Source organism: Rhizobium sp. WYCCWR 11146 (genome assembly GCF_013591995.1).
GTDB classification, from domain to species: domain Bacteria; phylum Pseudomonadota; class Alphaproteobacteria; order Rhizobiales; family Rhizobiaceae; genus Rhizobium; species Rhizobium indicum.
Genome location: NZ_JACCEY010000011.1, coordinates 109787 through 136417, shown reverse-complemented (window position 1 = coordinate 136417; position 26631 = coordinate 109787). Strand labels below are relative to the sequence as shown.

At 60.9% G+C, this 26631-nt stretch carries 23 protein-coding genes and 1 pseudogene; 15 read left to right on the top strand and 9 right to left on the bottom strand.

Features of this window, described 5'->3' with window-relative positions; genetic code table 11:
- Positions 1–23: 23 nt before the first annotated feature.
- From HX899_RS07220 to HX899_RS07200, 5 genes and pseudogenes are all read right to left on the bottom strand, one after another.
- The gene (locus HX899_RS07220) at positions 24–1658 is read right to left on the bottom strand and encodes an arylsulfatase (RefSeq protein WP_181291999.1); all 1635 of its coding nucleotides are present in this window, start codon (positions 1656–1658) and stop codon (positions 24–26) included.
- A 152-nt stretch (positions 1659–1810) separates the two neighbouring features.
- Positions 1811–2107, bottom strand: a pseudogene (locus tag HX899_RS07215) (esterase); the annotation flags it as partial.
- A gap of 23 nt (positions 2108–2130) precedes the next feature.
- Entirely contained in the window at positions 2131–3123 is a 993-nt protein-coding gene (locus HX899_RS07210; RefSeq protein ID WP_181291998.1) for a transporter, read from the bottom strand.
- Between the two features lie 85 nt (positions 3124–3208).
- Positions 3209–4936 (bottom strand): hypothetical protein, encoded by a 1728-nt coding sequence (locus tag HX899_RS07205; RefSeq protein ID WP_181291997.1) that lies wholly within the window; start codon positions 4934–4936, stop codon positions 3209–3211.
- 95 nt (positions 4937–5031) lie between these two features.
- Complete coding sequence (locus HX899_RS07200) at positions 5032–5322, bottom strand: hypothetical protein (protein ID WP_180195526.1); 291 nt, start codon at positions 5320–5322, stop codon at positions 5032–5034.
- A 208-nt stretch (positions 5323–5530) separates the two neighbouring features.
- On the opposite strand from HX899_RS07200, the gene HX899_RS07195 reads away from it, so the two are divergent.
- Positions 5531–6322 carry a hypothetical protein gene (locus HX899_RS07195; RefSeq protein WP_181291996.1) on the top strand — a complete coding sequence of 264 codons (792 nt, stop codon included), beginning with the start codon at positions 5531–5533 and terminating at the stop codon, positions 6320–6322.
- A gap of 46 nt (positions 6323–6368) precedes the next feature.
- On the opposite strand, the gene HX899_RS07190 is transcribed toward HX899_RS07195, so the two are convergent.
- From HX899_RS07190 to HX899_RS07175, 4 genes are all read right to left on the bottom strand, one after another.
- Positions 6369–7286: a DMT family transporter gene (locus tag HX899_RS07190; RefSeq protein WP_181291995.1), complete on the bottom strand. Its 918-nt coding sequence runs from the start codon at positions 7284–7286 to the stop codon at positions 6369–6371.
- Positions 7287–7593: 307 nt separating this feature from the next.
- Positions 7594–9042, bottom strand: coding sequence for a DUF1254 domain-containing protein (locus HX899_RS07185; protein ID WP_246697073.1), 1449 nt, complete (start codon positions 9040–9042; stop codon positions 7594–7596).
- 60 nt (positions 9043–9102) lie between these two features.
- Positions 9103–10551 (bottom strand): DUF1254 domain-containing protein, encoded by a 1449-nt coding sequence (locus tag HX899_RS07180; protein ID WP_407073869.1) that lies wholly within the window; start codon positions 10549–10551, stop codon positions 9103–9105.
- A 225-nt stretch (positions 10552–10776) separates the two neighbouring features.
- On the bottom strand, positions 10777–11700 hold the full coding sequence (locus tag HX899_RS07175; RefSeq protein WP_029871245.1) for a LysR family transcriptional regulator: 924 nt from the start codon (positions 11698–11700) through the stop codon (positions 10777–10779).
- Between the two features lie 65 nt (positions 11701–11765).
- Between HX899_RS07175 and HX899_RS07170 the strand changes: the two genes are divergently transcribed.
- The 14 genes from HX899_RS07170 (at position 11766) to HX899_RS07105 (ending at position 26613) form a co-directional block, all read left to right on the top strand.
- Positions 11766–12827, top strand: a complete 1062-nt coding sequence (locus tag HX899_RS07170) for a putative sulfate exporter family transporter (protein ID WP_181291994.1) — start codon at positions 11766–11768, stop codon at positions 12825–12827.
- Positions 12828–12927: 100 nt separating this feature from the next.
- Complete coding sequence (locus HX899_RS07165; protein ID WP_181291993.1) at positions 12928–14478, top strand: acyl CoA:acetate/3-ketoacid CoA transferase; 1551 nt, start codon at positions 12928–12930, stop codon at positions 14476–14478.
- A complete protein-coding gene (locus tag HX899_RS07160; RefSeq protein ID WP_138332768.1) occupies positions 14475–15281 on the top strand; it encodes an SDR family NAD(P)-dependent oxidoreductase in 807 nt (268 codons plus the stop codon). The genes HX899_RS07165 and HX899_RS07160 overlap by 4 nt, the downstream gene beginning before the upstream one ends.
- Positions 15278–16129: a MaoC family dehydratase gene (locus HX899_RS35560; protein ID WP_181291992.1), complete on the top strand. Its 852-nt coding sequence runs from the start codon at positions 15278–15280 to the stop codon at positions 16127–16129. Before HX899_RS07160 ends, HX899_RS35560 begins: the two co-directional genes overlap by 4 nt.
- Positions 16126–16893 carry a histidine utilization repressor gene (gene hutC / locus HX899_RS07150; RefSeq protein WP_181291991.1) on the top strand — a complete coding sequence of 256 codons (768 nt, stop codon included), beginning with the start codon at positions 16126–16128 and terminating at the stop codon, positions 16891–16893. Before HX899_RS35560 ends, hutC begins: the two co-directional genes overlap by 4 nt.
- Entirely contained in the window at positions 16890–18395 is a 1506-nt protein-coding gene (gene hutH / locus HX899_RS07145) for a histidine ammonia-lyase (RefSeq protein ID WP_181291990.1), read from the top strand. Before hutC ends, hutH begins: the two co-directional genes overlap by 4 nt.
- A 114-nt stretch (positions 18396–18509) precedes the next feature.
- Positions 18510–19397, top strand: a complete 888-nt coding sequence (locus HX899_RS07140) for a glycine betaine ABC transporter substrate-binding protein (RefSeq protein ID WP_032990827.1) — start codon at positions 18510–18512, stop codon at positions 19395–19397.
- A gap of 118 nt (positions 19398–19515) precedes the next feature.
- Positions 19516–20520, top strand: coding sequence for an ornithine cyclodeaminase family protein (locus tag HX899_RS07135; RefSeq protein ID WP_171600428.1), 1005 nt, complete (start codon positions 19516–19518; stop codon positions 20518–20520).
- A 5-nt stretch (positions 20521–20525) separates the two neighbouring features.
- Complete coding sequence (locus HX899_RS07130; RefSeq protein ID WP_171600427.1) at positions 20526–21344, top strand: phosphate/phosphite/phosphonate ABC transporter substrate-binding protein; 819 nt, start codon at positions 20526–20528, stop codon at positions 21342–21344.
- A 37-nt stretch (positions 21345–21381) separates the two neighbouring features.
- Positions 21382–22014, top strand: a complete 633-nt coding sequence (locus tag HX899_RS07125; protein ID WP_065283107.1) for an ABC transporter permease — start codon at positions 21382–21384, stop codon at positions 22012–22014.
- Positions 22011–22646 carry an ABC transporter permease gene (locus HX899_RS07120; protein WP_029871235.1) on the top strand — a complete coding sequence of 212 codons (636 nt, stop codon included), beginning with the start codon at positions 22011–22013 and terminating at the stop codon, positions 22644–22646. Before HX899_RS07125 ends, HX899_RS07120 begins: the two co-directional genes overlap by 4 nt.
- A gap of 22 nt (positions 22647–22668) precedes the next feature.
- A complete protein-coding gene (locus HX899_RS07115; RefSeq protein ID WP_138388830.1) occupies positions 22669–23610 on the top strand; it encodes an ABC transporter ATP-binding protein in 942 nt (313 codons plus the stop codon).
- Positions 23611–23977: 367 nt separating this feature from the next.
- Positions 23978–25006 (top strand): substrate-binding domain-containing protein, encoded by a 1029-nt coding sequence (locus tag HX899_RS07110; RefSeq protein WP_138388831.1) that lies wholly within the window; start codon positions 23978–23980, stop codon positions 25004–25006.
- A gap of 68 nt (positions 25007–25074) precedes the next feature.
- Positions 25075–26613 (top strand): sugar ABC transporter ATP-binding protein, encoded by a 1539-nt coding sequence (locus HX899_RS07105; RefSeq protein WP_181292206.1) that lies wholly within the window; start codon positions 25075–25077, stop codon positions 26611–26613.
- Positions 26614–26631: the final 18 nt, after the last annotated feature.

The window sequence follows — 26631 nt, the reverse complement described above, 5'->3', positions numbered from 1 at the left end:
GCCTGCGCGCCTTGGTGCGTTGCCTACTTCTCGATACCGCGGTCCTTGAAGGACTGGTCAATCGCCTTGTCCACCTCGGCGCGGACGCCTTCGATGTTGAAGCTGGCGACCCGCTGGCTGGGCGGATACTTGACGAAGGTTTCGAGGAAGGCAGCGCCCTGCAACTGACCTTTCACGAGCAGATAGTCGTTGCGGGTGAGCCAGTCATTATATTGGTCCGAAACGGTGTCTGCGCGCTCGTATGGATCCATCCGCAGGTTGAACAGCTTCGGAATACGCCAGGTGACGAATGGAGTCTGCCAGACGGCAAAGCCGCCCGGAGCCGGTTGTTCCTTGAAGACGACCTTCCAGTCGTCGTAGCGCGTCGCCACCAACCCGCCGTCGTCGTCGAAGTAGTAGAAGTCGCTGCGGGCGCTCTTATCGGTCTTGCCGGTGAGGTAGTCGAGCTGGTTATAGCCATCCAGATGGTTGCGGAAGCTGTTGTCGCTTCCATCCGGCTTCCAGCCACTCAGAAGGCGGCTTTTCACGTCGGGATCACCCGCGGCCGCAAGCAGCGTCGGGAACCAGTCGAGACCGGATATCATTCCATTCGAAACCTGGCCGGGCTGGATGTGGCCCGGCCATTTCACCATGGCCGGGACGCGGAACGCCCCCTCCCAATTGGTATCCTTCTCGCTGCGGAACGGCGTCGTCGCCGCGTCCGGCCAAGACCATTGGTTCGGCCCGTTGTCGGTGGTGTAGACGACGATGGTGTTGTCGGCGATCCCGAGTTCGTCGAGCTTTTTCAAAATCTTTCCGACCATCTCATCGTGCTCGACCATGCCATCGGCATATTCGTTTCCGACCATGCCGCTCTGGCCCCGCATCGACTCCCGCACGTGCGTAAAGACGTGCATGCGCGTCGCGTTCATCCAGGTAAAGAACGGCTTTTTCGCCTTCACCTGACGGTCCATGAAGTCCATCGCCGCAGAGCTGGTCTCGTCATCGATGGTCTCCATCCGCTTCTTGGTCAGCGGACCGCTATCCTCTATCTTGCCGTCTGCCGACGCCTTGATGACGCCGCGCGGCGAATAGGCTTTCAGAAACTCGGCGTCATCCTTCGGCCAATAGGGTGCCTCGGGTTCCTCTTCGGCGTTCAGATGATAGAGATTGCCGAAGAACTCGTCGAAGCCGTGCTTCGTCGGCAGGTATTCGTCCCTGTCGCCAAGATGGTTTTTGCCGAACTGGCCGGTCGCATAGCCAAGTGGCTTCAGCGCCTGGGCGATTGTGATGTCGCCGGCTTGCAGGCCGACCGGAGCACCGGGTGCGCCAACCTTGCAGAGACCGGTGCGCAGGCATGTCTGGCCGGTGATGAAGGTCGAGCGGCCCGCCGTGCAACTGTTCTCGGCATAGTAATCCGTGAACATCATGCCTGATTTGGCGATGCTGTCGATGTTCGGCGTCTTGAATCCGACGACACCGAAGGAGTAGGCGCTGATATTTGTCTGCCCGATGTCGTCGCCGAAGATGACAAGAATATTCGGCTTGGAGGTATCGGCTGCGGCCGGTGCTGTTGCCGCCTGCTGTGCGAATACCGGGGGTGCGATCGCGGCCGAGGTCATAGTCATCGCGACGGCGGCCGTGGCGGCAAGGAGTCGTCGATAGATGGGCGTACTCATCACGGGTTTCCTTTTTGCTTGCGGTTCGACATTTCGGTCTGCTTTTTGATCGGATGACTTGGCGGGGATACTGCTTCAGGCCCAGCCAGGTGGTAAGCTTGTAACTGTTACTTCGAGGTCGGCCGGAGGTAACAATCGCCCGCCCAAGCCGGCTATTGCGTCAGGGGCTTCGACTGGCGGTCGTTGTGCAGACTGTCTTCCAGCTCCGTTCCTGTCGGCTGCCGCTTTCTTGCCGGCTGTTCGATGATCACAAGTGGTGCTGCAACTGCAGCGCCTGCGATCGTGCCGACGGTGCGCGCTGTCCCGCCCACGACGGCGGCGACGCCCTGTCCGAGAGAAATGTTGGAATCCGTCAGCGTTTGCCCGGTCATCAGACGCTGGCCGATGAGCTGGACGATGCCGGGACTTTCGGCGAACTTGCCATGATGGAGGCTGTCGCCGGTCTCGATGTCGCCCGGGGCATGGTCGATCCTTATTGTGCTGCAATGTTCATCGGCTTGGTGATCGACAAGGGCATCGAGATCGTCAGATAGACGGCATCTCCCTCGGCGCGGTTTTCGGCGGCGAACTCGTGAAAATACTTGAGACGGGTCGATATCGGCACTTCGCCCGCTTTGAACGTCCAGCCTATGGTCGCGCCTATGGCCGCGACGCGCCCCTTGAAATCGCCGGAGGCGCCGGCGCCGCTGTCGCCGCTCACCTGGTCGTAGTAGTAGCCGATCAGGCCGGCGTCGAACTGCTCGTTGAAGTGCTGGACGGCGGCCCATTCGACATGGAACTCGTTGCCCGTGCGGTAGTCGGTGGCGGGGTTCTCGGCATTGAACGTCATGCCGACCACCGCCGACAGGTCGAGGCCGATCGTCGGATCGAGCCAGGTCACGCCGGCCGAGACGTCCGCACCCCAGTGGTGGAAGGCGATGTTCGATATCTCGCCGTCCTGATAGTCGCCGATCGGAACGTTGACCAGAAGGCTGGTCTGCCAATGGAAATTCCCGGCCTCCCAGCCAAGCAGGGCGCCAATGACCGGATCGCCCACGGTGAAGACCGGATCGGAGATCGATCCGGACGCTGTCCCACCTCGCGGTCCCGCCAATGTCACATCGGCGTCCGTATTCTTCCAGCCGACGGGGACGGTCAGCGACAGCCCGAGGTGACCGCCCGCAACATCTTCCGGAAGAATCCAGAGCACGGTCGGCACCTCGATGACTGCCTTGCCCTCCACGCCGACGGCCAGACGTCCGCCGGTCGGCAGGACTTTTCCGCCGCCGAGATCGCCCGTGTAGAAGTAAATATCGTTCGAGAAGAAGACGCCGGGCGGCGGCGTGATGGCCGCGGCGGGCCCCTTCGATCCAAGAAGATAAAAACCGGCGCCGCCCTCGGCGGCGAAGGCCAGCGAAGGCAGCAGCGTCACAGTCGCGCCTGCGAGAAAGGTGGAGGCGACTGAGAAGACAAGCAGCTTGCGCATCGTGGCGGCCCTCGACATCATCACCCGCAATCTGCGGACAGATCGAAGGAAAGCCATCGAAGGCTGCCGGACAAGGATGTTACTGTTACATCGAGCCATTGCTGGCGAGTTCGGGCGATTTTAGGCCCGCTTCCAGAATGCCTGTTCGAAGGGCAGCTTTGAGACTGCTGTCATAACGCGCTCCGGAGAACATGGCTGCGACTGTCCGGTCGAGATCGGGATGCTGCTGACGGGCTGCGGCTATCTCCTGCTCCGTCACCGGCCGGTCACCGAGGCGAGCGATCGCGGCCAGCTTCAACACGGTCGTCGGCGTATCGGCTGCCGGGACCTGTCGGGCAAGGAAGACCGCTTCGGCATAGTGCCCTTGGCGGTAGGCGTCGAGGATCATGACGAAATTCGCGTCACGTATCGTCTGGCCGACAAGGTCGGTCGCCTCTTGTGCAAGGCGGACACCCTCTTCCCAATGCCCGCTCAGGAAGAGGGCCATGGACAGCTTGGCCAGAAGTTCGGCATTTTCCGGGTTCAGGGCGACGCCGCGACGGCCGGCTGCGATCGATGCGTCGTTCTGGCCGACCTGGTATTGCGTCGCCAACTGGGCGAGCGCCGCCCTTGTCGAGGCGGGCGAGACCGTGGCAGCCCGGTTCGCGAGGTCGAGACCGCGGCCGAAGTAGCTATCGTCGCCGGTCGTGCGACCGGTCCACATGAAGACGCGCGCAAGTGTCGCCATCGCGTCGGCGTCAGCGGGATCCGCGGCGATCGTTGCCTCCAGGCAGGGGCGGGCCGCCTTCAAGGGGGCCAGATGCCGCTGTTCGACGGCGAATTCGCCCCTCAGCACGCAGATGTTGCCGGTCGTGGAGGCAGGCAGATTGCGCCGCAGCTCCATGGTGTTGACGACGCCGACCGGTCCCGCGATCCTGCGGGACACGCCGTAGACGAGCGCACGTATCGCACCATCTCGCGTCCCTGTTCCGGTTTGGCGTCGATCCTGGTCGGTCCAGACGGCCTCTCCTGTGGACGCTTCGGAAACCTGCCACCACAGGGAGACGGATGTCGCATCCTCACCATAGCGCATCCTGACGTCGTACGTCGTCTGCTCAGCCGGGTCGACGCCCGGCCTCGCCGCCCCGACATCGGACTTGAGACGGACGGTCCCAAATCGCGCAAGTGATACGGCGAGATCTTCCATGACCGCCTCTCCGGCCACCGTATCCTTCTGCGCCGCATTCAGCGACAATGAGACCAACGGCTTTTGTGTATCCAAGGGCACCGGCATCGCGGCGCGGAAGACGGCGTAGCCTCCGGCCAGGGCAATGGCGGCAAGGCCCGCCAGCGCGAGGGCAGCGTAAGGCTTTCGGCTGACGGTGGACCTTAACGAAGCGGTCGCGTCTTCGGCTGCCGGGACGACCTCCTCTTCGACATCGGAAACATCGTCGCCTTGGCATGGCGGCTGCTCCCGCTCGACGAAGACAGGAACATATCGTCCGCGGGGAATGTCCAGGCGCGCGCCAGGCTCGTTGCCGAGCTGCTCGTAATATTTCGCCAAGGTCTCACGAAGGCGCGTCGCCTCTATGCGCACGATCGGATCGGATGAGGGATCGAACGACGGAGGCCGGTTGAAGACGTCGATCGCGATGGAATAGGCCTTCACCGCGTCGCCGCGACCTTCGAAAACGGCGTCGACGATGTACCTGAGAAACGCTCTATGGCGATCGGAGACATGAAGCCGTGGGTCGGCCAGAAGCCGCTCCGCTTCCGACCTTGCCTCGCTCTCACAGACCGCCTGGCCCCCGCTGCTCACGCCGTTCGCTGCCATTACGCACCTCACGCCCGCCCGTCCATAAGCTGTCGCGAATATGCGTCATGTCACTGAAAGTTGCAATCCTGTTCCCTTGCATGGTGAACGATAAGTTAAGAATGCCGGTCCGGCCGTGTCCGCGCCATGCGTGAACGGCAGCGGAGGACAACGTCGGACTCAAGCGCCTGGCACACGCCCCGGTACTCTTCGACGAGCCCGTCCTCTCCGTCGCCGGGGCGCCGGACAAGGCGTTCCAGCGTGGCGGTCGCATCTTGATAAGCCTCGCAGAGAGCTTCGAAGGACGGATCGTTCGGCCAGAGGCGCTGAAGCTCGCCACGCAACGACGGCAGCCGCAGCATCAGCTTCAAAAGTCCGCGGTGGGCGGCATCTCTGACAGTGTCCATGGCGAGCAAGCGTTCCTTTCGGACAGGAGGCGTGCAATGAAGCGCGAGGCGCCTCGGTCCATTCTCGCGCCGGTCAACCGCAAAAATCGAGAATGTTACTGTAACAATCGTACGATAGCGCCCGCCTTCCGGATCACGGTAACCGTTACAGCCTGCGGCCGAAGACAGTTTCGTGCTGAAGTGCCTGCGGTCGATAGAGGAGGCTTCCGTGCGCCCGTATGCTCCAGCATTCCCGCTACTGCTCGCATTGGCTTGCCCCGCCGGTGCGCAGGAGGCGCACGACGCCGTCAACGAGGCCAACAACCCGCTCACGCCGAAGATCACCATCAACCTTCAGGACTATTATATTCCGAGCTTCAGCGACACGCCGGGAGAGCCCGAGGCGAACCAATTCCTGCTGCGCGGCCTCATCCCGTCGGACATGTTCGGGCTGCCGCAGCTTCTTCGCTTTACACTCCCGATCGCGACGTCCCCCGACGTTCCAAACGGATATGTCACGGGGCTCGGGGACCTCACACTGATGGATCTCTTCATCCTGCCGAAGCATGGAGACGTCACCCTCGGCGCCGGTCCGCTGCTCGTCGTTCCCACAGCCACGGACGAGTCCCTTGGAAGCGGCAAATGGCAGATCGGAGCGGCGGGCGTCGTTGTCGCACCTCAAAGCTGGGGCCTCCTCGGAGCCCTCGCGACCTATCAGACGTCCTTCGCGGGCGTGGACGACCGGGAGGATGTGAGACTTTTGACCATCCAGCCGATCCTCAACATCAACCTGTCGGACGGCTGGTATCTGCGTTCGTCGGCGACGTGGAACTTCAATCTCGAGAATGGCCACTCCTACATCCCCATGGGCGCGGGCGTCGGCAAAGTGTTCCAGCTCGACAAGGGCGTGACGATGAATGCCTTCGTCGAGCCTCAATATACGGTCTGGCACGACGGACCGGGTGCGCCTCGTTGGCAGATCCTCGCCGGCGTCAACTTCCAGTTACCGGTCGGACGGTGATCGACCGGCAAGCAGGGCGAGATGACGTTCCTGCTATTTTGATCGTTTAATGACCGTCGGGCGGGACGGCCTCAGTCGGAACCGACTCTTTCAGATTCTTCCGATGGAAGATGAAGAGCCCCGCAACGACGATGATTGCGGCGCCGACGATGATCTGCGTATCGGGAACATCGTTGAACAACAGGTAGCCGAGGACGATCGCCCAGAGCAGCAGCGTATATTGCAGCGGCGCGAGCAGTGATGCCGGTGCGAGCTTCAGCGAGCGGGTGATGAGCAGATGCGCACAGGAGGCGACGATGCCAAGCAGCAGCATGCCGGACCAATCGATGAGCGTTGCCGGCTGCCAGTGGCCGACGCTCAAGACGATGCCGGTGACGAGCGCGGCGATCGTCTGCCATGTCACCAGCGTCGTGTCGCTGGTCGAGCGCAGATAGCGGCTCATCACCAGCGACAGCGCAAAGGCAAGGCTGCCGGCAAGACCGAAGAACGATGGAAGCGACAGCATCGCCGTGGACGGACGCAACGCGATGACGACGCCGGCAAAGCCGATCAGAACGGCGAGCCACCGGCGCCAGCCGATCTTCTCTCCGAGAAAGAAATGCGAAAGCGCCGCGATATAGATCGGTCCGGCCATATAGAAGGTCATGACGTCTGCGAGCGGCAGATAGGCGACGGCAGCGTAGAATAGTGCGACATCGCAGGTCGCCATGAAAACACGGATGAACTGCAGGCCCTTCTGCTCGACGCGGAACAAGGCCATCGGCCCTTGCCTCAGGATCATTGGTCCGAGCACGATGAAGGCGCCGACCGAGCGGATCACCAGCACCTGGCCGACGGCAAAGCTCGCGACCAGCCACTTGCCCATCGCATCGTTCAGCGCAAAGAGCAGATCGCCGAGCAACATCAGCACGACGCCGGTCATGATCAGGTTTCCGGCGTTGGCGGCAGCCGTCTTGGTCTTCATCTCTCGTATCCTCGCAAAACGGCCGCGCATGCGCGGCCGAGTGCGGCTTCTGCCTTAACAATGCCAATGTCAAGCGCATCGATGATGCGATGAAGCCGCCGGTATAAGGTCAGCGGTGTCCCCGCCGCACCTTAACCAAGATACTTAGATAATTTCGAGGATTGCTGCCATAACGGGACGGCTGCTTCGCGCCAAAGGGAGATTTCAGCTAAATGAAAAAGGCATCGTGAGATGTCCATCGATCTGGCACAATTCGCCTGTTCGCCGCGAGGTGCACAGGTTCGAGTTTGAACTTCGAAAACCAGCGTCAATTGATGGTTTCGAAATCGCCTGGCTTCCAGCCGTCAAATGCCAGTGGCTGCGGACCGTAGATACGGAAGTAGACGAACCATCCTTTGCCCGGAAGCGTCTTGATCCAACGGCCTTCGCTGCCAGGCGGTCGCTCGGGGCCGAAATACAGATCGATCGTCTCGCCCTGTAGGTCCTTCAACTCAAACAGGGAGCGCAAAGCCGCATTCTCCTGATCGGTCTGTATCTGACTGCGCGTCTGGGCATCGTAAACGGTGATAGACCAGAACAGTCTGTTTGGTACCGGTAGCGGGACCGTCAACTTGTAGGTCTTGCCGCCGTCCAGATAGGCCCCCGCCTTGTCCGTCAGTCCAAGCCAGTAGAGTGAGCCGGCAGCGGGATCGCGCCGGAACATGGCAGGTGACGTGGCGATGGCCTGATAGAACCATTTGTCGAGGGCGTAGTTATCCCTGTAGTCCTTGGCGTCGAAAGTCCCGTTCTCGTAGCGCAAGGCCGCCCATTGCCATTGCCGGTCATTCCAAACAACTCGATCCGGCCTACGGTCTGCGAGTGCTTCCACCCGCATCTGTGCCGATGCCATCTTCGCCGCCTGTACCAGAATGTCCTTGATACGTTCATCGGGAGCAAAGGGCTGGCCTTTCATGATGCCGAGCGCGGCTAGATCGCCATATTGGCTTCGCGAATCCTCCAACGGCGGCTCGCTCTCGATGACGGTATGGAGCACTTCCCAAAATTTTATACTTGCCTCCCACGCCGTCGGTGTCTGGTTCTGGGGTTCGGGTGTCTGATCGTACCATGTGGGGGCGACCCAGCCGGCAGCGGGATTTAGTGGATGCACCTTGATGGTCTTCAGGCGCTCGACTGCACCCTTGACGTCGCCCCCCTGAGGGATGGCGCGCAGGCCGGCGATGACGCGATAGGATGTGGCCCGACCGACAAAATATCCGTCGGGGACTTCGCCTTCATATCCGGGAGGGAGCAGAAGATGCTTGCCGCCCTTGCCGGCGTCCGGGCCCGGCAAGCCCATGTCAATGATCCAGCGCTGGTTTATATCCAGGGCAGCACCCAGCAGCGGACCTGGAGGCACTTCGATGACAAGTGGGCCATCCTTCAGGTCGAGTATCATGCCGCCATAGGGCGTGTCGGAGTTAAGCGTGAAACCGACATGCTTAGGCATGGTTTCCAGAAAGCCAAAAGTCTGGTTGGGCTTTGCCCCAACGCGGATCATTTCTTCGTAGATCGCAGCGCTCGACACCGTCGGATAGAAAAAGCGATAGGCATGAATCGCACGGTTGAGGTCCAGTTCGTTGTAGACCTTCTCGACGGTTTCCGGTGTCGGATAGCCGCCCGTGAACTTGTACTCCTGCGCGACGGCAGTGTTGGCGAACAGGAGAGCCGCGATGGCGGAGATCGCCAGCGGTCGTCTCGTCGAGCCCATGTTGATCATAACCCATCTCCTTACGCTTTACGGCGCGCCGTCCGACGCCGCGATATTTGCGCCCCCTGTTTATTGTTCGGCAACCTTCTCGACGTCCGGCAGCACCCACGCCTTTTCGAAGAACTCCTTCTTCGGGCCGTAGGCGCGGAGCATCAGTTCGAATTCCCGCAGCGGATCGGTCGGCACCCAGTTTGCTTCCTTGCTCGCAGGCGGGGTCGGGCCGAAGTACAGGTCGACGGAGCCGTCGAGATTTTTCCGGACCTCGGCATTGTTGGAAGCCCTGCTTGCGCGCGTCATGTTTCTCACCAGACCGTGCGTCTGGCGGTCGTAGACGGTGACAGACCAATATTGGTCGACCGGAGCGTTCGCGGGTACCGTCAACTTGTAGTTTCGCGCACCATCGAGATTTTCGCCGTCCTTATCCTTCGGCGCAAGCAGGTAGAACTGGCCGGCACCGAGACGCTTTATACCGATGTAGCCCAGCGTATAAATCATGCCGCGGACATCGGTTGGATAAAGGCTCGTGTCGGCATATCCGTTCGAAACGGCCTTGGCGAGCGCCGGCACGCCAGCCGGACGCCATTGCGTTCCTTCGTAGAACGGCTCCCATCCCGCTTCATACTTCGCATCGAGAAAGGCTTTCGCCTCCACTGCGCCGGCATCCAGCAGAGACCGGGTCTCGGCATCAGGCTTGAAGGGTTTGCCTTTCTCGATGCCGAGCGACTTGAGCGTGTCGATCATCGCCATGTCGCGAGCAAGCCACGGTTCGTTCTGCACGACACGGTTCAGGTGCTCGAAGAAGGTCGAATCGAAGCGGATGGTGGAGTCGAAGAGAACATCCTGCGCGTCGGTGAACACCGTCTGTGACGGGTTGTCTGCCTTTGAGAGCGGGTAAACCTTAACCTTCTTGCCATACGCGACGGATTTGTCGACATCGTCGCTGCTATGGCTGGCTAGGTTCGACCTTACCAGCGCGTAGCCGCCAAAGGTGTCCGATTGCAGCGGCGTAAAGCCCTTCGGAACGGTCCCCAAAAAGCCTGGCGGCAGGACGACGAACTTACCACCCGCGCCCTTGTCCACGCCGAGGAGGCCCACATCTTCGAGCGGCATTTGCCACGCGGTGACGATATTGCCGTTGAGCGAACCTTCTTCCGCAGCCGGCACATCGATAACGATGGGACCATCATGCGTATCGAAGAAGGTCATGAAATATATCGTGTCGGGATTGGGCGTGAGCGTCTGATTCATCCAGTCGAGCGCGCGGCCCCAATAAACGATCTCGTGCTGTCCGGCTTTGGTTGTGGTCAGCATCTCCTGGAGCATCAAGTCATAATTGACCGCCGGCATGCCCCAGATCACGGCCTCAACCGCGCGGCGCTCGATGGCACGGTTCTGAAGTGCCTGCTGCGAAAGATTCTCTGCCAGCGAGGGCATCGCAAGAAAAATCAAACAGACGATCGCGGCAATTCTCTTCATCATGGCGGTTACCTCCAGATTGAGGTGAATCTTGCGCGCCACGTGAAAAAAAGGAAGTACGTTACAGTTACATGGCCGTAAACTGACACAATTTACAGCGAGGAGGCTTCGGCAAGTTCGCCTTGAATTCAATGATGGCGACGACCGCTACGGGCCGACGGGAGCCTTTAGGCACGTATCATCCTGAGGGGCAATTCCACGGCAAGAGATCCTCAATCTGGCACTGCTTATGGCCGTTGACGATGGCAGTGAGCGTGGCGGTCAGGTCTAGAGCGCCCAATCATCCCAATTCTGGACTTCGGCAGCTTTATCCTCGCGGCAAATCGTTTCCAGCGCCAGCGAGGCTCGACTGGAGTGCCTTTGTTTATGCCGCAGGATCGCAAATTGGCGGGACGGCAGAGGGAAGCGCGCCTTTACCAGCAGGCCTTGCGTCAAGAGCGGCGCGGCCACGGCTCCCGAAACGACTGTCGCGCAGAGGCCCTCTCTTGCTGCCGATATGACCGCCTCGTTCGACGGCAGCTCAAGCGCGACAGCCAGATCTGCGGGGACTATGCCGAGATTGGAAATCGCCGCCTCGAAAGCCGACCGGGTTCCGGACCCCTTTTCCCGCATGACCCATTTTGTGCCCGAAACCAGCTCTGCCGGTGCAATTGGTTTGCCACGCGCCCAGGGATGGCGCGGACCGACGACGACAAGGAGTTCGTCCTCGGCAAGCGGCTGAACATGCAGCGCCGGCTCATCAACGCTGCCTTCGACGAAACCGACTTCGGCCAATCCATCGAGAACCGCTTTCGCCGCCGTGGTCGTATTGCCAATCATCAGCTTCAGGTCAATGCCCGGGTAGCGGATCTTGAAACGCATCAGCATCGCCGGCAGCCAGTAGCTTGCGATCGTCTGGCTCGCAAAAACGACCAGTTCACCCTTTTGCAAGCCGCCGAGATCGGACAGGACGAGCGCTGCGGCCTTTGCGCGCGCCAGCGTCGCTCTAGCCTCCCCCAGAAACACCCGTCCTTCATATGTCAGCTCTATACGGCGTCCGACGCGATGGAAAAGCTCGACACCATAGGAAGTCTCGAGATTGCGGATAGCCGAGCTGACGGCCGATGGCGTCAGCCCGATCGCAAAGGCGGCCTTGGTCAGATGCTCGCGTTCCGCAACCGCGACGAAAATGGAAAGCTGTTCAAACGTCATTGATTCAATCGTTCGATTTTAGCGAATGAACCATACTAAACTATTCAATGGAAGTCGACAATTGAGTGTGGGAGATTGCAGTCCTCCGCAAGGTCTTGCCGATGCTCGTTTCCGCCTCACGTTCCCTGTCGCTTCCTGCCGTCCTACCGGGACTCGTCCTGTGTGCAGCAGTCACGCTCTCTGCCTATTTCGTTGAACAGCTGCAGATGATGGTTTTTGGCGCGCATTGGATCGAGAGCCTCGTGCTCGCCATTCTGTTCGGCATTGCCGTGCGCTCCTCAGTCTGCTTGCCGCAGACCTTCATTCCCGGCATACAATTCGCCGCCAAGACACTGCTCGAGATTGCGGTCGTGTTGCTCGGCGCCTCGCTCAGCACGGCTGCCATCAGGCAGGCCGGACTGCCGCTTGTCGGTGGAATTGCCGTTCTGGTTGCTCTGTCTTTGGTCGGCAGCTTTGTTATCGGGCGGCTCTTCGGGCTGTCGGCCAGCCTGGCGACGTTGGTTGCTTGCGGCAACTCGATCTGCGGCAATTCTGCAATTGCCGCCGCAGCGCCGGTGATCGGCGCCAAACCCGACGATATCGCGGCGTCGATAGCCTTTACTGCGCTGCTCGGCATCGGTGCAGTGCTGACGCTGCCGCTTCTTCACCTGCTCTTTGGTCTCAGCGCTGTACAATATGGCGTTTTCGCAGGAGTGACAGCCTATGCCGTCCCGCAGGTCTTGGCGGCCACGGCCTCTGCCGGAGCCGTCAGCACCCAGGTGGGCACGCTCGTCAAACTGATCCGCGTGATGATGCTCGGACCCGTCATCCTCGTGCTCGGCGCAGTTCATGGCCGCCGTCCTGGCGGTTCGCCAGTCAATCTCCGCCATGTTCTCCCATGGTTCATCCTCGGTTTTGCAGCCATGGCGACGCTTCGTTCCCTCGACGCGATCCCGGCGCCGCTGCTGCCCGGGATGGCGACTGTCTCTGCCGCCTTCACCGTCACCGCCATGGCCGCTTTGGGCCTCTCCGTCGATGTCAGATCCGTCGCTCATACCGGCGGTCGTGTCCTCGCAGCGGCTGCGCTGTCGCTGCTGGCGTTGGGGGCTCTAGGGCTTTGCCTGATCGGGCTGCTGAATATCGTCTGATCGAGGTGATGTGCCCAAAATACTTGCAAAGATTCCGGTTGCCTTCCAAACGATCAGCGGCTAGCCTGTATATACAGGTCAGACGGAAGCAAAGATCGTCATGCGGGTAATCTCTTCACAGCAAGCTGCGGATCTGCTCGAAGACGGGATGACTGTCGCAGCTTCGGGTTTTGGAGGATGCTGCCATCCCGAGGCCATCACGGCCGCTGTCGAGGAGCGTTTCCTCGCCTCTGGAAAACCCCGCAACCTGACACTTCTGTTTGCTGCCAGCACGGGCGATCGTCAGACGCGCGGCATGGGGCACTTCGGTTATGAAGGCCTGGTCGCCTGCGTGATTGCCGGGGGATGGCGCGGAACGCCGCGCCTTGGAAAGCTTGCGATCGAGGAAAAGATCGAAGCGCATTGCTGGCCGCAGGGCGTCATCGCGCAGCTCTATCGGGCGATTGCCGCCGGTCAGCCTGGCGTGGTTACCCATATCGGGCTTGGCTCTTTTATGGATCCGCTTCATGGCGGCGGCCGCATGAATGCGACGACACTGCGTCCGCTTGTCGAGCGTGTGTCGTTGCGCGGCAAGGAATGGCTGCTTTATCCGTCGATGCCGCTCGACTGCGTGCTCTTGCGCGGAACGACGGCCGACGAAGACGGTAACATCACCCTCGAGGATGAGGCCTTCCCGCTCGACGTGCTCGCCATGGCGCAGGCGGGCCGAAACTCCGGTGGCATCGTCGTCGTGCAGGTCAAGCGGATTGCCGAGCGCGGCTCGCTGCAGCCCAATGACGTTCGTATCCCGGCGGCGTTGGTCGATTATGTGGTCGTCTGCGAGGATCCGGCCCTGCACGGCATCAGTTTCGCCGAGACGGATAATATCGCCTATACCGGACGCGTCCGGATGGCGGCGAGCCGCCTGCAGCCGGCGCCGCTGTCGGTCGATAAGATTATTCAGCGACGTGCCTTCCTGGAACTGGCGCCGCTGAACCGCCCGACGATCAATCTCGGCATCGGCATTGCCGCCGGGATCGGCCGCATCGCCAGCGAAGAGGGATTCGACGATTATACGGTGACGATCGAATCCGGCGTCATCGGCGGCGTGCCGGCCGAGGAGCTGTCCTTCGGCGCCGCCGTCAATCCGACTGCCATCGTCCCACAGGCATCGCAGTTTGACTTTTACGACGGCGGCGGCCTGGATATCGCCTTCCTCGGCATGGCAGAGGTGGATCGGCATGGGGCGGTCAATGTCAGCCGCTTCAATAATTCCATCGTCGGGGTCGGTGGATTCACCAATATCTCGCAGACGGCCAAGCATGTTGTCTATCTCGGCGCGTTTTCGGCTGGCGGCGCGCAAATTGCGGTTGCCGACGGCAGGCTCGACATCATCCAGGACGGCCGCCTTTGCAAGATCGTCGAGGCTGTCGACCAGATCAGTTCGAGCCCGGCCTTTGCGCCGGAGGGACAGTCACAGCTCGTCGTTACTGAGCGGGCGGTTTTTCGGGTGATCGGCGGATGCTTGACGCTGACGGAGTTTGCCCCCGGCATCGATCTTGCCGCCCATGTTCTCGACCGCCTGCCGAAGGGCATCGCGGTGTCGGACCAGCTGAAGCAGATGGATGTGCGCCTGTTTTCGACCCATGCCATGAAGGACTTTGCCCCATGAAAATCGATGGATCCGCCATCATCGTCACGGGCTCGGCAACGGGCGTCGGGGCTGCATGCGTGAAGCAATTCGCCGAGGGCGGCGCCCGGGTGGTCATCAACTACAGCCGCAGCAAAAAAGAGGCCGATGAGACCGGCGATATCTGCCGCAGTCTGGGCGCGGAGGTCGAGATCGTCCAGGCCGACGTTGCCGACGACGCGGCTTGCCGCCGGATGGTCGCGACTGCCGTCAATCGATGGGGGCGGCTCGACGCCTTGGTGAACAATGCCGCAATGACGGTCAAATCCGATCCTTTCGATCTGGAGACGCTGTCGGCCGAAGATTTCCAGAACGTTTTCGGCGTCAACGTCATCGGCGCCTATCAGATGTGCCGGGCGGCGGTGCCTGCGATGCGGGACAGCGGCGGCGGTGCGATCGTCAATGTCTCATCCAACGTTGCCTTTACCGGTGGCGGCAGCTCGCTTGCCTATACGGCTTCCAAGGGCGCGCTCAATGCGCTGACTTTGGCTTTGGCCCGCACCTGCGGTCCCGATATCCGCGTGAACGCGGTTTGTCCCGGCATCATCGATACGCGCTGGATGCGCGACACGCTCGGGCCGGATGCCTATGGAGCCATTGCCAAGCGATTTTCGGAAACCGCGCCGCTCGGTCGGGTTGCGACACCGGAAGACGTTGCCGGCGCGATTGTCTGGCTTGTTCAGGGGGCAGACTTCGTCACCGGCGAATTGCTTTCCGTTGACGGCGGCATCCGCCTGTCCGGTGGCGTTCGCAAACCCGTAGCATCCGGGGGAGCCGCTTCGTGACGCTATCGGCCCAATCCATCCTCGATTTTCCGGTGCCGCAGGCAACACATGTGGTCACCGCAAGGGATGCCATCCTTTACGCCCTGTCGGTTGGCTACGGCACCAACGCGCTCGACGAAAAAGCATTGAACTACGTCTATGAACGCGATCTCGTGACCGTGCCGACCCTTGCCAATATCGTGGCGCATCCGGGGCCATGGATGAAGGACACAGGCGTCGACTGGGCGCGTCTGGTGCATTCCGAACATCGCCTGACGATCCATCGGCCGGTCCCCCTCGATGTGCCGCTCATCTCCCGCTCGCGCGTCCTGTCGGTGATCGACCGCGGCGTTGAGAAAGGAATGTTCGTCAGCTTCGAGCGCTTGATCGCAACCGTGGACGGTGATGAGCCGATCGCGACCATCGTTCAGACGAATGCGTGCCGCGGCGACGGTGGATGCGGCTCGGCGGGATCTGCGCCCGAACCGTTGCCGAAAGTCCCGGACAGAGAGCCGGACCTTGAATTCAATATCGACATCCCTGACAACGCCGCACTGCTCTATCGCCTGAACGGCGATCTCAATCCGCTGCACGTCGACCCGCAGGAAGCCGGCAAAAGTGGCTTTGACCGGCCGATCCTGCATGGGCTCTGCAGCTTCGGTTATGCGGGCTACGCCATTGTCGCTGCTATCGATCCAAGCATGGCCAGCGGCTTGAGCGCCATCGCGGCGCGTTTCAGCGCGCCGATCTTTCCAGGCGAAACGATCACCGTGCAGATGTGGCGGAACGATGCCGAGATTCGCTTCCGAGGCCTCGCTGCTTCTCGCGGCGCGACCATCCTCGACAATGGCATGGCGAGGTTGTCATGACGAAAGCGGTCAAACCGGCCGCCGGCGAGGCGCGCCATTATATCAGGATCAAGGAGCAGATCCTGGCCGAGATCGCCGAGGGCAAGCTGCAGCCGGGAGACCGGGTATCCTCTGAGAGCGAATTGGTGGCGGCATTCGGCGTCAGCCGCATGACGGCGAACCGGGCGCTGCGGGAGTTGATGTTCGAGGGTGTTCTCAAGCGATCCGCCGGGGTCGGAACCTTCGTTTCACCCAAGCACCTCGACGTCGATCTGCTTCAGATCCGCAACATAGCCGACGAAATACTGGAACGGGGTCACAAGCATCAGGCAGCTGTCGTCGCGGCCGGCTTGATGAAGGCGGATGCCAACGTCGCCGATGCGCTCGAACTCATCCTCGGCGCTGAAGTGATGCATTCGCTGATCGTGCACATGGAAAACGACCGGCCCATTCAGGTCGAGGAACGCTATGTCAATCCCCTGGTCGCGCCCGACTATCTCTCGACCGACTTCCGCAGCATGACGCCGCACGAATATCTGACGAAAGTGGCGCCGATAACGGCGTTCGAACATATCGTCCAGGCCGTCAAACCGGATACGACGATACGCAAATATCTGGGCCTCAGGAATGATCACCCTTGCCTGCGCGTCTTTCGAAGAACCTGGTCAGGCGAGGCCGTCGTGACCTGCGCGCTGTTATACTATCCCGGCGCGCAATATCGGCTGGAAGCACGGTCCACCAAGGGTCCCTCCAGGCCCGTCGCCATTCTCGGAGAGAAACAGTGAGCGCTACCAATTCTCCGTCGATCATCTTCAGTGCGGCGCCGCCGACGATCGAGGACATCGCAGCAATTGCCCGTCGTCAAGCAAGGATCGAGGTATCAGCCGAGGTCGAGGCCCGAATTGTGGCCGCACGCGCCGTCGTCGACCGTTATACGGAAAGCGATCTGCCGGTCTATGGCCTGACGACGGGACTTGGAGCGGGGGTCGATACACGACTTGCAACGGAAGATCTGGTGGCGTTCCAGATGCGTGTGCCGCAAGCCCGCGCGGTCGGTGTCGGACAACCGCTAGCACAGGAATCCGTGCGGGCGATGATGGCCGTCAGGGCCGCCGGCATGGCAGCGGGCGGTTCCGGCGTTTCGCTGAAAGTCTTCCAGGGTCTGATTGCCGCCATCAATGCCGGTGTCCATCCTGTCGTCCCCTCACTGGGCTCGATCGGTGCGGCGGATTTGGCTCCGCTTGCCCATATGAGCCGGGCGCTTCTCGGCTTCGGTGAGATCGAGCTTGGCGGCGACGTGCTGCCGGCCGCCATCGCCCTTGAAAGGGCCGGCCTGAAGCCTCTCGAATTCGCGCCGAAGGACGGGCATGCGCTTGTTGTGGCCAACAGCCTCTCCATCGGCCTCGCCTGCTTGACGCTTGTGGATATCGAGCAGCTCTTCGATTGGTCCCTGAAGGCGATTGCCGTTAATTTCGAAGCATTCCGGGCTAATGTCAGTGCCTTCGACGACCGCGCTCTGGCTGCAAGACCGGCCTTTGGGCAGCGCCGCGTCGCGGCTCAGCTGATGGAGCTTCTTTCGGGCAGCTCCTTGCTTGCCGCCGATGCAGCAAGGCGTCTCCAGGATCCTTTGAGCTACCGCTGCACACCGCAGGTCTGGGGCGCGTTGAGGCATGCGATCGATGAGGCAAGGCAGGCGACTGAGATTGAGCTCGTCAGTTCCAGCGACAATCCTGTTGTGATCGCATCCGAAGGCGTCATTCTTTCACACGGCAATTTTGACATGACCGCGTTTGTGCTCGCCTGGGAAAGGCTGGGGCAGGCGATGGCACATTGTGCGGCAGGCACCGCCTATCGGATCATGAAGATCATGTCGCCTGCTATGTCCGACCTGCCACGCTTTCTGACCCCGATGGGCCAGAGCCGTACCGGTTTTGCGACCGTGCAAAAGACCGTCTCTGCCATGGAGGCCGAAATCCGCCATCTGGCCATGCCGGTTTCGCTTTCGCCCATTCCTGTCGCCGATGGCGTCGAAGACCAGGCATCGATGGCTCCGAGTGTTTTGGCAAAGGCGCAGGCAATCGTCGAGCGCCTGCGCTATCTGGTCGCCATTGAACTGATCGCATCGGTACAGGCCGTCGAACTCAGAGGCGTCTCGGGCGAATTGGGCAAGGGATCGGCGCAAGCCTATGCTTTCGTGCGCAACCACGTCCCGGCGCTTGAAGAGGATCGCGCGCAAGGGCCGGATTTTGCGACGATTGCCGCATTGATCGGGCTCGGCCCGCAATAAGCCGGTTCGCCACTGCCCCGGCAAGAAGGGCAGGGCGCCGACCGGTCATGCCGACGGTTATTCCGGGGAATGCCGTCGGTTCGTTCATTGAAAAGTCAACAAGAGGGAATGACTATGAAAAATTGGACAAAAGGCATTTTTGCAGCCGGCATCATGGCAGCCGCCATGTTCCAGCCTGCATCCGCAGAGACCATCAAGGTCGGCAGCAAGAATTTCACCGAGCAGTTTATCCTCGCCGAAATGTATGCCGCCGTTTTGGAAAATGCCGGCATCACCGTCGAGCGCAAGATCAATCTCGGCGGCACGCTGATTGCTCACCAGGCATTGGTGGCCGGCGAGATCGATCTCTATCCGGAATATACCGGCACGGCGCTCGCTTCCGTCGTCAAGGGTGAGATGTCGACCGATGCCGAGAAGGTCTACACGCAGGTCAAGGATTTCTACGCCAAGCAGTTCAACCTCACCTGGCTGAAGCCGAGCGGCATCAACAATGGCTATGTCATCGTGGTCCGGCAGGAAACGGCGCAGGCCAACAATCTGAAAAGCCTGTCGGACCTCGCCAAGGTTTCGAAGACCCTGGTCTTCGGCGGCGGCGCTGAATTTCCGGACCGCGCCGATGGCCTGCCCGGCCTGAAGCGTGTCTACGACGCCGAGTTCAAGGAGTTCAAGCAGTTTGCCAAGCTTGGCCTTCGTTATGACGCGCTGGAACAAAAGGACATTGACGTCGCCAATGGCGCCGCGACCGACTGGCAGATCGGCTCGAAGAACCTCGTGCCGTTGGCAGACGACAAGGGTCTGTTTCCGCCCTACTACGTGGCCCCGGTTGTCCGCCAGGACGTGCTGAAGGCCAATCCGAAGGTTGCCGAACTGCTGGAAGCGGTCGGCACCCATCTCGATAACGAGAAAATGCGGGTCCTCAATGCCAAGGTCGAGACCGATCACGAGGAAGCCAAGGACGTGGCGGTCGAATTCCTCAAGGAAAACGGCCTGCTGCCGAAATGATTGTCACGCCCGCGGCCGGGTATCGATCCGGCCGCGATCTGGCGTGGCGATCTCTTTAGGGTGACTGTTCGAAAATCCGTCCGTTCAGCAGCCGGACAGGAATGTGGAGAAGCGGGAAATGCAGGAAATCTGGATCGATTATCTCAACGCCCTCGATGCCAAGGCGCTGGCGCTGACGAATGACGAGATTCTCGATGCGGTGTCGAAAGCGCTGGATGCGCAGGGCAGGGGCGAAACCGTCATCGAGCCGCGTGTTCATCTTGTGCCGGAGAGCTCCGACAAAGGCCATTTCAACGTGCTTCGCGGCTATGTCAAAGCGCTGAACTATGCCGGCGTCAAAGTCGTCGGCGACTTCGTCGACAACTACAAGGTCGATCTGCCCTCGGAGCTTGCGGTTCTCAACCTGTTCGACCCGAACACGGGCGTGCCGAAGGCCATCATCGACGCAACTGCTATCACCGACATGCGCACCGGCGCCGTGACCGCCCTTGGCGCAAAGTATCTCGCCCGCAAGGACAGCAAGATTCTCGGCCATATCGGTGCTCGCGGAACCTCTTACTGGAATGTCCGGCTTCTCGACCATCTCTTCGATTTCGATGAAATCCGCGTGCATTCGCGCCGCCCGGAAAGCCGTGATGCCTTCGCAAAGCGTCTTGAGGCGGATCTCGGCAAGAGGATCATCGTCACCGACAATTGGCAGGATTGCCTCAAGGGCGCCGATATCATGGTCGAGGCCAGCCGCCTGCCGGAACCGGCGCCGCTGTTCAAGACGGAATGGGTGAAGAAGGGGGCCTTCGTCGTGCCCTATGGCACGATGAGCGCGCTTGAATTCGATCTCACCGATATCATGGACAAGGTCGTCGTCGACGATTGGGGACAATGCGGCCCCGGCAAGCCGTTCGGAGCACTTCGCCGTCACGTCGATGAGGGCAAGGTGACGGTCGAGAACCTGCATGCCGAAATCGGCCAGATCGTCTGCGGCATGAAACCCGGCCGCGAGAGCGACGAGGAGACGATCCTCTTCTGGCATCGCGGCCTCAGCACAACCGACGTGGCGCTCGGCGCCGCCATGGTGGCGAAGGCCAGGGAGATGAATATCGGCCAGCGCCTGCGGTTCGCATAGTTGCCATGGTCATGTGCAAGCCAATCGCCTGTTCGAGAATGTACAATCTCAGTCCGCGCATTCGCGGCCTGTGGGATACATTGTTTGCGCTGGTCAGCGTGCATTCCGGCATCGAGCTCGAGATCATCGCTCATGCAGCACCGGCGCCGCTGTCGGAGCTATGGGCGAGGCCGGACATGGGTCTGGTCTTTATGTGCGGCTATCCGTTTTCGCACATGCCTGAGGGCTTACGACCGGCTGCCCTTGCTGCACCCGTTTCGAGCGAAGCATGGTCTTTGGACCAGCCGTTCTATGCCAGCCACATCCTCGTCGCCTCCACCGGGCCGGTGAACGCGGTGGCGGATCTCGCTGCGGCACGCTGGGGCTGGACCGTGCGCGATTCCCAATCGGGCTACCACGCGGCGCGCTCCTACCTTGCCGGCCGATTTGCGGGCACGATGAAGCAGAGCACGACGGTCGGACCACTGCTCAATCCCTCAGGCATCGTCGCAGCCCTCAAGGATGGCAGGATCGATGCGGGCGCGATCGACGCTTATGCCTTCCAATTGTTGTCGATGCACGAACGCGACGCGATCGATGGCCTTCGCATTTTGGCGACGACCGATCCGCTTCCCGCGCCGCTGTTGGTTGCCGCGCAAACATTACCCGCAGACATCGCCACAGCGTTACAGCGGAGCCTCGTGACGTTGCATGAAACGCCTGAGGGAGCGGCGGCTTTGGAACGGCTCGGCCTCAGGCGATTTTCGTCGGTCGCTCCGTCGGCCTACGATGTCCTGTCGCAGAGAGCCGACGACGCCGATCGCAGATTGGGGATCTCATGGTAGACAGGCGAACGAGCGCCCGGACGCGGAGGTCTCGACAATGAAATGGGTCCCTAAACACCTCGACCGGCTATTCGAAGCGCTGTTGGAGCACCTGTATCTCGTTTTTTCCTCGGTCGGCATTGCCCTGGTGATCTCGCTGATCGTCGGGATATGGGCGGCAAGGCGGCCGCGGAGCTTTGCGGTTATCATCATCTTCACCGGTATCCTGTTCGCCGTGCCGAGCCTGGCGCTGTTTGCGCTTCTCATTCCTGTCATGGGGATTGGGGCGGCACCCGCCATTACCGGTCTTGCCGCCTACTCGCTGATGATCCTGATCCGCAATATCGGCATGGGGTTTCAGGCAATTCCGCGTGACATACTCGAAGCTGCCGATGGCATGGGCTACGGCACCGCGCGCCGGATCTGGGAAGTCGAGCTGCCGCTGGCGATGCCCTATATCGTCGGCGGTATCCGCATTGCCATGGTGACGGTCATCGGCATCGCGACCGTTGCCGCCTATATCAATGCCGGCGGGCTCGGCGTCATCATTTTCGAAGGGATCGACCAGCGGTTTCCCGAAAAGATCATCGCGGGCGGGCTGCTGACGTCATTTCTGGCGCTCTTTGCCGACTACTGCTTTGCATCGTTCGAAAAGCTGCTGCGCCGGCGCAGTGGAGGTAAAGCAGCATGATCGTTATCGATGCATTCAGCTGGATCTTCAACAACTCCGGTACCTTCTTCAACGCTTTCAATCGCCATCTTCTGATGTGCGTCCTATCGCTCGGCATCGCTTTCGTCATTGCCGTGCCACTCGGATTTGCCGTTGCACGGGCACCGCGCGCCGCCTTTGCAGTGGTCAATATTGCCGGCGCCTTGCGCTCCATACCGAGCCTTGCGATCCTGTCGGCGGCGATGCCCTTTCTCGGCATCGGATTGTTGCCGTCGGTGGTCGCCCTCATCGTCCTTGCCGTGCCGCCACTGCTGTTGAGCACGATCATCGGCATCCGCGAGATCGACGCTTCGGTGATCGATGCGGCCGATGGAATGGGCATGAGCGGCGGGCAGATGCTGTGGGAGATCGAACTTCCTCTGGCCGTTCCGTCGATTCTGTCAGGCGTCAGGACGAGTGCCATCCAGGTCATCGGCGGGGCGGCGCTGGCCTCCTTCATCGGCGGTGGCGGGCTTGGCGATTTCATTAATGCCGGCATTGCGATCATGAACATGCCGCGCCTTCTCGTCGGAGCGGTCCCGATCGCGTTGCTCGCGATCTTTGCGGAACTGGCGTTCGGCGCACTGGAGCGCGTCTTCACTCAACGGCGCTAAGCGGCCGAAAGCGGATATCAGGATGATTCATCTCGACCATGTTACGAAGAATTACGGCGGAAGCGGCTCGCATGCGGTCGACAATCTCGATCTTCTGATCGAGACCGGTACGACGGTTGCCCTGATCGGCCCTTCAGGCTGCGGCAAGACCACGACCATGCGCATGATCAATCAGTTGGAAACACCCACGACGGGACGTGTGCTGGTCGATGGCAGAGATATCGCCCGGGTCGATCAGAAAGAGCTGCGCCGCAGCATCGGCTATGTCATCCAGCAAGTCGGTCTGTTTCCGCATATGTCAATCGCGCGCAATGTCGCGACCGTGCCGCGGCTTCTCGGTTGGGAAAAGGCGCGCAGTGATCGCCGGGTCGACGAACTGTTGGATCTCGTCGGACTTGATCCGGCCATCATGCGGCAGCGCCTGCCACACGAATTGTCGGGCGGGCAGCGTCAGCGCGTCGGTTTCGCGCGTGCGCTCGCCGCCGACCCTGCCATTATGCTGATGGACGAACCATTCGGCGCGATCGATCCGATCACCCGCGTTCGGCTTCAGGACGAATTCCGCGATATTCTCAGGAAGGTGAAGAAGACCGTCGTCATCGTCACCCATGATCTCGATGAGGCGATCAAGATGGGTGATCGCATCGCCATCATGCGGGATGGCCGCCTTCTTCAATATGATACCCCGCAGGAAATCCTCGCTCGTCCCGTCAATGAATTCGTCGAGAGTTTCCTCGGCCCCGACCGAGCCATAAAAAGGCTGAGCTTGATTGCCGTATCGATGATCATGACCGCGCCGGAACCGTCGAACGGCGATGCCGAGATCGACGCTGACGCCACGGTTCACGACGCCTTGGCGCTTATCCTCTCCGGTGAGATGCCGGGTCTGCACGTTAGAGCCGCGAATGGGACGCTTGCGGGATATTTGTCTCGTGACACCTTGTTGCGCGCCAATCGGCTGTAGAGCATCCAGCAAAGTGCGCAGCGGTCTTGCGCCCGAAATTGCACAAAACCAAAAAAGATAAAGCGTTTCCATGGCGCGGGGAAAGCGGAAGTGCTCCGGCTGGGTCGTTTGCGGAGCAGGACGACATCGCCAGTCGCTATGACGACCGGTATTAACCTTTGAGCGCTTGCAGGCAGGCATCGACCGCCACACGGGTGGATAGTGTTGAAATATATTTCATAGCATGAATTATATTGACAGCGCTCTGCCGTTGCGATTATCTGCCCATACCGGACTTCGAGGAGGAACTCCGGTCTTCAATGGATCATCGGCAGCTGCTGAGGCGCCGCCGGATATTTGGGAGGGGCTTCGGCCTCGAGGAGGAAACTTGCGCAAATTTCTAAGCACGACCGCATTGGCGGTTCTCGCATCGACGCTTTATGCCGGCATGGCCAGCGCGGACACGGAAAATCCGTTCCGCTGCAAGCCCGGTGAAAAATACGTCATGAACGTCATGGTATCGGGCGTCGAATATTGGTTCCCGGTCTATGAAATGTTCAAGCAGGCCGGTCAGCAGCTCGGTTGCGAGACTGCCTATACCGGCACGCCGGAATATGACGTCAACAAGCAGATCGCCACTTTCGACCAGGCGCTGGCCCAGAACCCGGCCGGTATTCTCGTTCACCCGATGAACTCCGACCCGTTCATCGAGCCGATCAACCGGGCGATCGACCAGGGCACGGCGGTCGTGACCTTCGCAGCCGATGCGCCGCTCTCCAAGCGCATCTCGTTCGTCACCTCGGACAATACCCGCGAAGGCACCTATGCGGCCGACGCGATTGCCGAAAAGATGGGTGGCAAGGGTGAATATGCCGTTCTGGAAAATCCGGGCCAGGACAACCACGACAAGCGTATCGCCGCCTTCATCGCCCGTATGGAGGAAAAATATCCTGATATGAAGCTGGTCGGCCGCGCTGCGTCCAACCAGGACCCGAACAAGGCCTATCAGGGCCTGATGAGCCTGGTGCAGGCACATCCGAACATTGGCGCCGTCTTCATGCCGGAAGCGAATTCGGCCATCGGCGCTTCGCAGGCCAACAAGGAAAGCGGCGGCAAGATCCTCGTGATGTGCGCCGACGTCAACGCCAACATCCTCGACATGATCAAGGCGGGCGAAGTGTTCGGCTCGATCAACCCCAACCAGGGCATGCAGGGTTACATGGGCTTCATGCTCCTGTGGCTTGCCAAGCATCCAGAACTCATCGACCCGATGAACGACGCCAAGCGCGTTGGCTTCAACCCGATGAGCATTCCGTTCGTCGACAACGGCCTGTCTATCGTCACGGCAGCCAATGCCGACGATTTCTACTGGGACAAGTATCTGAAGCGGCGGGGCACCAAAGGCATCGAGGAATAGACCTTTGTGCTGGCTGTCCGGGGCACGAAGCTCCGGACAGCCACCGCAAGCGTGAGGAGGAGACGATGATGGCGTCGGTGCCGGTTCTGGAAATCCGCAATGTCAGCAAGCACTTCGGTGCGGTGAAGGCGTTGACGGAGGTGAGCTTCAGCTTGGAAAAAGGCGAGGTTCATGCGCTTTGCGGCGAAAACGGCGCGGGCAAATCGACGCTGATGAACATCATTGCCGGCGTGTTGCAGCCGACCGAGGGCGACGTTCTCGTCGATGGCGCGCCGGTAAAGGTGACGTCGCCGGCCGTGGCGCAATCGCTGGGGCTTGGCCTCGTGCATCAGGAAATCGCGCTCTGCCCCGATGCGACGGTGGCCGAGAACATGTTCATGGCGGCGACCAACCGCCGCCGCTCGCCTTTCATGAATTATGGCCGGCTGGAGCGGGATGCGCAGGTCGTGATGAACCGTCTGGCGCCGATCGACGTGCGCCGCAAAGTCGGCGACCTGTCGATCTCCAGCCAGCAGCTTGTCGAGATCGCCAAGGCACTGACGCTCGATTGTCGGGTGCTGATTTTCGACGAACCGACGGCGGCATTGACGGAATCGGAGACGCAGATCCTCTTCGGAATCATCCGCGACCTCAAGGCGCAGGGTATTTCGATCATCTATATCAGCCACCGCATGGCCGAAATCTTCAGCCTGTGCGACCGGGTCACCGTGTTTCGCGATGGCCGTTATGTCTCGACGGAGAAAGTGGCGGACGTGACGCCGGATGATGTGGTGCGCCGCATGGTCGGACGCGAGATCACCCAGCTCTATCCGGAAAAGCAGGCGCCGACGGAGCGGACCGACGAGATCATTCTGAGCGTCAGCGATCTCGGCGACGGCAGCCGCTTCACGAATGTGAGCTTTGACCTGCGCAAGGGTGAAATTCTCGGCGTCGGCGGGCTGATCGGCTCGGGCCGCACCGAGATAGCCGAAGGTATTTGCGGATTGCGGCCGGTAACCGGCGGCGAGGTGCAACTGCATGGAGAGCGGCTGCGGGCGCGCTCTTATGCGCAGGCCGCGCAGACGGGCGTCGTCTATCTGTCGGAAGACCGGAAAGGCTCCGGCATTTTCCTCGATCTTTCCATTGCCCAGAACATTGCCGTTCTCGATTTGAAATCGCTGACCGGACCACTGGGACTGTTGAATTCCAAGGCCGAGGCGGATCGTGCCCACAACCTGGTCCGGCGGCTCGGCGTGCGGATGGGTGGCATCGACATGCCGGTCTCGTCGCTGTCGGGGGGAAACCAGCAGAAGGTGGCGATTGCCAAGCAACTGGCGGTCGATCCCAAGGTCATCCTGATGGACGAGCCGACCCGCGGCATCGATGTCGGCGCCAAATCGGAAATCCACCGGCTGCTGCGCGATCTCGCGCGCTCCGGCATCGGCATCGTCGTCATCTCGTCGGAACTGCCGGAGCTTCTCGGTCTGTGCGACCGGGTGCTGGTCATCCACGAAGGCACCGTTGCAGGCGAGGTCGAGGGCGAGGCGATGACGGAGGAAGCGATCATGCGGCTCGCCTCGGGGATCGGCGGCCACAACAATTCAAAGGCATCAGAGCATGCCGCGTAGGGAAAAAGCAGGGGCAGG

Bases quoted from the DNA above. Each gene is read 5' to 3' on its own strand.
- HX899_RS07220 (WP_181291999.1), bottom strand. From the start codon at position 1,658: ATGAGTACGCCCATCTATCGACGACTCCTTGCCGCCACGGCCGCCGTC.
- HX899_RS07210 (WP_181291998.1), bottom strand. From the start codon at position 3,123: ATGCGCAAGCTGCTTGTCTTCTCAGTCGCCTCCACCTTTCTCGCAGGC.
- HX899_RS07205 (WP_181291997.1), bottom strand. From the start codon at position 4,936: ATGGCAGCGAACGGCGTGAGCAGCGGGGGCCAGGCGGTCTGTGAGAGC.
- HX899_RS07200 (WP_180195526.1), bottom strand. From the start codon at position 5,322: ATGGACACTGTCAGAGATGCCGCCCACCGCGGACTTTTGAAGCTGATG.
- HX899_RS07190 (WP_181291995.1), bottom strand. From the start codon at position 7,286: ATGAAGACCAAGACGGCTGCCGCCAACGCCGGAAACCTGATCATGACC.
- HX899_RS07185 (WP_246697073.1), bottom strand. From the start codon at position 9,042: ATGATCAACATGGGCTCGACGAGACGACCGCTGGCGATCTCCGCCATC.
- HX899_RS07175 (WP_029871245.1), bottom strand. From the start codon at position 11,700: ATGACGTTTGAACAGCTTTCCATTTTCGTCGCGGTTGCGGAACGCGAG.
- HX899_RS07165 (WP_181291993.1), top strand. From the start codon at position 12,928: ATGCGGGTAATCTCTTCACAGCAAGCTGCGGATCTGCTCGAAGACGGG.
- HX899_RS07160 (WP_138332768.1), top strand. From the start codon at position 14,475: ATGAAAATCGATGGATCCGCCATCATCGTCACGGGCTCGGCAACGGGC.
- hutC (WP_181291991.1), top strand. From the start codon at position 16,126: ATGACGAAAGCGGTCAAACCGGCCGCCGGCGAGGCGCGCCATTATATC.
- HX899_RS07140 (WP_032990827.1), top strand. From the start codon at position 18,510: ATGAAAAATTGGACAAAAGGCATTTTTGCAGCCGGCATCATGGCAGCC.
- HX899_RS07135 (WP_171600428.1), top strand. From the start codon at position 19,516: ATGCAGGAAATCTGGATCGATTATCTCAACGCCCTCGATGCCAAGGCG.
- HX899_RS07130 (WP_171600427.1), top strand. From the start codon at position 20,526: ATGGTCATGTGCAAGCCAATCGCCTGTTCGAGAATGTACAATCTCAGT.
- HX899_RS07125 (WP_065283107.1), top strand. From the start codon at position 21,382: ATGAAATGGGTCCCTAAACACCTCGACCGGCTATTCGAAGCGCTGTTG.
- HX899_RS07120 (WP_029871235.1), top strand. From the start codon at position 22,011: ATGATCGTTATCGATGCATTCAGCTGGATCTTCAACAACTCCGGTACC.
- HX899_RS07115 (WP_138388830.1), top strand. From the start codon at position 22,669: ATGATTCATCTCGACCATGTTACGAAGAATTACGGCGGAAGCGGCTCG.
- HX899_RS07105 (WP_181292206.1), top strand. From the start codon at position 25,075: ATGGCGTCGGTGCCGGTTCTGGAAATCCGCAATGTCAGCAAGCACTTC.